Source organism: Brevundimonas sp. (assembly GCF_032107865.1).
In the GTDB taxonomy this organism is placed as follows: Bacteria; Pseudomonadota; Alphaproteobacteria; order Caulobacterales; family Caulobacteraceae; genus Brevundimonas.
The window spans coordinates 1-5,498 of sequence record NZ_DAMCNG010000178.1; the positions used below are offsets into that span (position 1 = coordinate 1).

3 protein-coding genes are annotated in these 5,498 nt (G+C 66.7%); all 3 read right to left on the minus strand.

The genetic code is table 11. The features are described from left to right. Positions 1–185 (minus strand): PhoD-like phosphatase N-terminal domain-containing protein (locus RT567_RS13010; protein WP_313576735.1); only part of this gene is annotated, 185 nt, incomplete at its 3' end. A gap of 11 nt (positions 186–196) precedes the next feature. After that, a complete protein-coding gene (locus RT567_RS13015; protein WP_313576736.1) occupies positions 197–2,755 on the minus strand; it encodes a TonB-dependent receptor in 2,559 nt (852 codons plus the stop codon). Positions 2,756–2,952: 197 nt separating this feature from the next. Then, positions 2,953–5,187: a TonB-dependent receptor gene (locus RT567_RS13020; protein WP_313576737.1), complete on the minus strand. Its 2,235-nt coding sequence runs from the start codon at positions 5,185–5,187 to the stop codon at positions 2,953–2,955. Positions 5,188–5,498 lie beyond the last annotated feature (311 nt).

A 5,498-nucleotide genomic window follows, 5' to 3' on the forward strand; every position in this document is an offset into this window, starting at 1 on the left:
GGCCCCGCATGGCCGCCCGCCGGGGTGACGCGCGTCCACAGGATCACCCGGTCGATCGCTGGATCGCCCGAGGCCACGCCGTGGGCGAAGACGACGGCGACAGCTTCGCCCGAGGGGACCGTGGCGCAGCCCGCCGCCGCGCCCGCGCCGAACAGGCCCAGAAGGCCGCGACGGTTCATGGTCATGGCTCTGTTCCTCAGTAGCGCAGGGTGAAGGCGACGCCGTAGCTGGCGCCCCGTCCGGCGATGAAGGTCGGCAGGCCCAGCGCATCGCCGGTGTTGCCCGCGTCCTTGATGTATTCCTCGTCCAGGATGTTGTCGCCGAAGGCCTCGACGCCCCAGTTCCCCGACGACGGAGCGTAGCGCACCCGCAGGTTCAGCAGGCCGTAGCCGTCCTGATATTCGTCCTGCACCGTGTCGGCGACGAAGTTGCCAGTCTGCAGTTCCGGGCGGTCGTTGTCGTCATCGAAGAAGACCTTGGACTGCCAAGTGTAGGTCGGCTGGACCTCTATGGTCCCGGTCTCGACCGGCAGACGCCAGGTCGCGCCGATCGAGGCCATATGGTCCGGCGACAGACGGAAGCGGTTGCCGTCGCGCGCGCCCCCGTCGAAGCGCGAGTGGTTGTAGCCGTAGGTGCCGAACAGATCGAAGGTCGGCGTCGCGGCGAAGGCGACCTGGCCTTCAAACCCATAGGCGTTCGCCTTGCCCGCATTGACGGTGACGAAGCGGGTGCCGTCCTGCTCGGTCGTCTGGAAGTTGTCGTAGGCGTAGTGGAACACCGCCCCGTCCAGCCGCAGACGGCGATCTATCAGCGCCGCCTTGTAGCCGACCTCGAAGCTGTCGACGGTCTCGGCGGGGATGACTTCAAAGGTCGGGGCGCCCAGCGGAACGGACGGGCCGCGCACCTCCAGCACCTCGGGGCGACGGCCGCGCGCATAGTTGGCGTACAGGCTAGCGTCGTCCGACAGGGCGTAGCGCGCCGTCAAACGCCAGGTGAAGCCGTCGTCCTCGTGATCCGCCTGGATCAGGTCGCCGTTATTGGCGGTCGGCTGGGCGGTGACGCCGAACAGCGGCAGACCCGAGGCCACAGGCAGATTCGCCGCGCCCGGCGTCCCCAGGCCCGTCAGGATGGCCGTGATCTGCTGCTGCAGGCGCTGAGCGCCGGCCAGGTCGCCGGCCTGGGCCAGGCGTTGCGCCTGAACGCCCAGCGCCTGCACCGCCACCAGGCCGCCCGCGATGGAGCGGCCGTTCAGCACCGCCGCCGAATAGCCCGTCGTCTTGTCGTCGCGCGTCCAGCGCACCCCGCCCGAGAACTCCAGACGATCGGTCGCCTTGAAGGTCAGGTCGCCGAACAGATCATAGGAGGTCAGATCAGCCTGGTTGGTCGCCGTCTCGATGTGGGCGGGCTTCAGATTGCCGACGATGCCGGGGATCAGCGGATGCGCCGCAGCGGGCAGCATGGACTGAAGAATGCCACCCATCAGCAGCGGCGTCGGCGCAGCGTAGATCATCTTCAGCCGCTGATCGCCCAGCGGCGTCGCCAGTTGCAGCAGGGCCAGACGCTCATCGAACTGGGTCGGCATCCGCTGGAAGCCTTCCTCGCTGAAATAGCCCGCGCCGACGAAACCCGAGAAGCGCCCGCCGTTGTCGAAGTTCAGGCGGAACTCCTGACTCCACTGTTCGCCATAGGCGTGCTCGGCCGCCGTCAGCAGCGGCAGCGACGTGCCGTCCGGATCGAACACCTCGGTCGAGTCGAACTGGCGATAGGCCGTGGTCGAGTTCAGCGTCAGCGACGGCGACAAGTCCCACTTCACCAGGCCCGTCACGCCCCAGACCTCGCGATCCAGGCCCAGGCCGACGCCGCCGTCGAAATCGGCGCCCGGCGTCAGGCCCGCGCCGTCCCACGGCGCCCGACCGCCCAGAGACGCGCCCGTTTTCGGATCGAACGGATCATAGGCGATCGACTTGAACGACGTGCCGCTGGCCGAATCCGTCTGATAGTTGGCGATCAAATCGACGCGCAGGTTGTCGGTCGGCGCCCAGGCGCCCGACAGGCGCAGCGCCTTGGTCTCGATCGAATTATAGTCCTCGCCGCCCAGCAGGTTCTCGACCGTGCCGCCGCGCGTCTTCATCCGCGCCGCCAGACGCAGGGCGCCGGTCTCGCCCACCGGCGCGTTCACGAAGCCCTCGACGGCGCGATAATCCAGATCGCCCGCCTCGATACGGGCGCCGGCGTCGAACTGGCCCGGACGGGCGCGGTTCTGCACCAGATTGACCGCGCCGATCAGGGCGCCGCGGCCATAGAGGGTCGACTGCGGCCCCTTGGCCACCTCGATCCGCTCCATGTCGAACAGTTCGACATAAGAGCCGCGCGACTTGGAGATCGACACCCCGTCCTGGAACACCGACACGCGCGGCTCGGCGGTGGCGGCGCCCGAGTCGGAGGTGATGCCGCGCATCACGAAGCCCGGATTGTTCGGCGACTGGTTCTGCACCAGGAAGCCCGGCACGAAGGCCGACAGCTGGTCGAACTCCTGCACGCCCAGGCTCTCCAGGAAGTCGCCGCTATAGGCCGTCAGGGCGAAAGGCACCTCGATCGGATCCTGGGCGCGTAACTGGGCCGTCACCACGATGTCGTCCACGGCGGTCGTCGCCTCGCCCGGCGAAACGCTCTGGGCATGGGCGGCGCTGGCCGCCATCAGGCCCGCGACGGCGGCGCCCGCCAGAAATCCACGCTTGAGGCTGATCGGCTTCATGGTCTTACCCCCTGAGAAAGCAGGGCAGACCTAAAGACGCTGAATGTCGCGGGCGCGACGCGGCGATCACGGGCGAATGAAGCTGCAACGGCGGACACGCGAAATTCGCTCGCCCCACGGCGTATCTTTCGGGCCCGCGCCCGGACGACAAAAAGCCCCCGCAGCCGGCGCTGCGGGGGCTGTCATGTCGGTTGCTGTTAGAAGCGGGCGGTCACGCTCAGCGTCACCGTGCGCGGCGGACCGTAGAAGCCGATGACCGAGTCCCCGGTAATGGCGCCGGGGAAGTTGTAGCCGCCGGCGCGATAGCGTTCGTCGCCCAGGTTGCGGCCCGCCAAGCTGACGCGATAGCGAGTATCCGGCGAGGTCCACATCAGGGTGGCATCATACAGCCAGTAAGATCCCTGATCGAGCAGCGGGATCGGCGTCTCGAACATCTGGGTCGCCCCACGGTAGGCGGCGGTCGGCGTGAAGATCACCGAGCCGCGATCGCCCAGGTCGAAGCTGTAAGGCAGGGCGAGGCTGGCGGTCCAATCCGGCGTGTTCTGGAAATGGCGCTGATCGGCCATGTTCTCGCGCTTGCCGGTATCCGGGTTCAGGGTGACGAAGTCGTTGAACTTGGCGTCCAGATAACCCAGCGTCAGGCGCGGGACGAAGCTGTCCGTGATCCGCGCGCTGGCTTCCAGCTCCCAGCCCCAGATCTCGCTGGACCCGGCGTTGTCGACATAGCTGACGACCGAGGTGGGCGGGATGAAGAACTGCGAAGTGATCTGCTGGTCGGTGTATTCCGACTTGAACAAAGCCGTGGCGAAGTTGATGCGGCGATCCAGCAGCGAGCCCTTCAGACCGATTTCATAGGTATCGACCAGTTCCGGCTGATAGCCGTTGACCGTCTCGGGATAGAGGCTGGCGTCGCCGCGCATGTCGAAGCCGCCCGACTTGAAGCCCCGTCCGTAGGAGGCATAGCCCGTCAGGTCCGGCGTGAACTTGTAGCTGGCGCTGACCCGCGGCGTGAACTCCGAATAGGTGTCCGAATTGGTGTAGTCGGTCGAAGGACGCCCCGCCGGAATGGCGCTGCTGTTGCCGAAGAAGGGGCTCTTTACGCCCAGATAGTTCTGGCGCAGTTGATCAACGCTCTTCTTGTCGCGGGTCCAGCGACCGCCGACCGACAGCGACAGCTGGTCCGTCACGTCGTAGCTGAAGTCGGCGAAGACGGCGAAGCTCTCGGTGTCCACCTTGCCCCCGGTGAAGGTCGTCAGGCCCGCCGGCAGCCCAGGCCCCATGCTAGGATAAAGGCCGATGACGGTGTCGAAGGCGCCCTCGGCCGAGGCGTCCATGTAGAAGACGCCCGCCACGCCCTGCCAGCGTTCACCCTGGAACAGCAGCTGGAATTCCTGGGTGAACTGGCTGTCGGCGTAGTAGCCGGGAATGTCGAGGATCGGCTGCGGCAGACCGTCGAAGTCGATGCCGTCGCCCTTGGTGTCGCCGTCGCGCCAGGCCGTGACCGACTTCAGCGTCACCGCGTCGTTGACGTTCCACTCGCCGGTCAGCGACAGGCCGCGCGTGCGCACATAGCCGTCGTCGCCGATGCCCGCACGGGTGTCATAGACGTCATCCGTCGTCGGCGCCTTCAAGCGATAACCGTGGCGGGCGTTGGATTCGTCCTCGGTGATGTCGCCCGCCAGGCGGAAGAACAGGTCGTCGCGCGGCGTCCACTCGACGCTCAACCGGCCCGCCGTGACGTCCTTGTTGTAGTGCTCGGCCCCGGTGTTCAGGTTCGTGCCGTAACCGTCGCGGGTGTAGCGCGCGATCGCGCCGCCGATCCGCAAGGTCTCGGTGATCGGCGCCGAGCCAGAAGCGATCAGATCAACCTGATTATAGCTGCCATAGGCGCCCTTCAGCGTCAGTTCCGGGTCCGGTCCCAGGCGCTTGGTGACGTATTTGATCGCCCCGCCGATCGTGTTGCGGCCGTAAAGCGTGCCCTGGGGGCCGCGCAGGACTTCCAACCGCTCGATGTCGAAGATGTCCAGCACCGCGCCCTGCGGGCGGGCCACATAGACGTCGTCGATATAGAGGCCGACGCCCGGCTCGAAGCCCCACAGCGGGTCTTGCTGGCCGACGCCGCGAATGAAGGTCGTCAGGGTCGAGTTGGTGCCGCGCGCGACCTGAACCGTCGCGTTCGGCGTCTGCTGCTGCAGAGTGGTGATGTCGGCCGCGCCCGTCTGTTCCAGGCGCTCGCTGGTGACGGCGGTGACGGCGACCGGCACGTCCTTGAGGCTTTCCTCACGGCGGCGCGCGGTGACGACGATGTCGTCCACGTTCGAAGCCTGCTCGGTCTCCGTCACCTGCTGCGCCAGGGTCGGCGCCGCGCACAGCGAGGCGGTGATGAAGACGCTGGTCATCAGCGCCAGACGCAACTGTCCTGTCGATCGCATTCTCGTTTCCTCTCCACGCGCGGTCGTTTGGTCGCCGCTGATCTGTGTTGAAGCGACGGTGATCCGCGAACGGCCCCGCTGTCAACATCATTCATTCTTGCATGAATGATGTTTCACAAAGCGGCTCGACAGCCGAACGAGCATTCTTCATTCTCAAATGAACGAGTGCTGCGAAGATCGCGCCTGAAGGGACGAAACATGGATCAGCTCCACCCAGGTGCGGCGCACCCCGTCGCGCACACGCCGTCGGGCGCCCTGCGCGGCCGTCGCGAAGGCCCGGCGAACGTGTTTCGCGGCGTGCCCTACGCCGC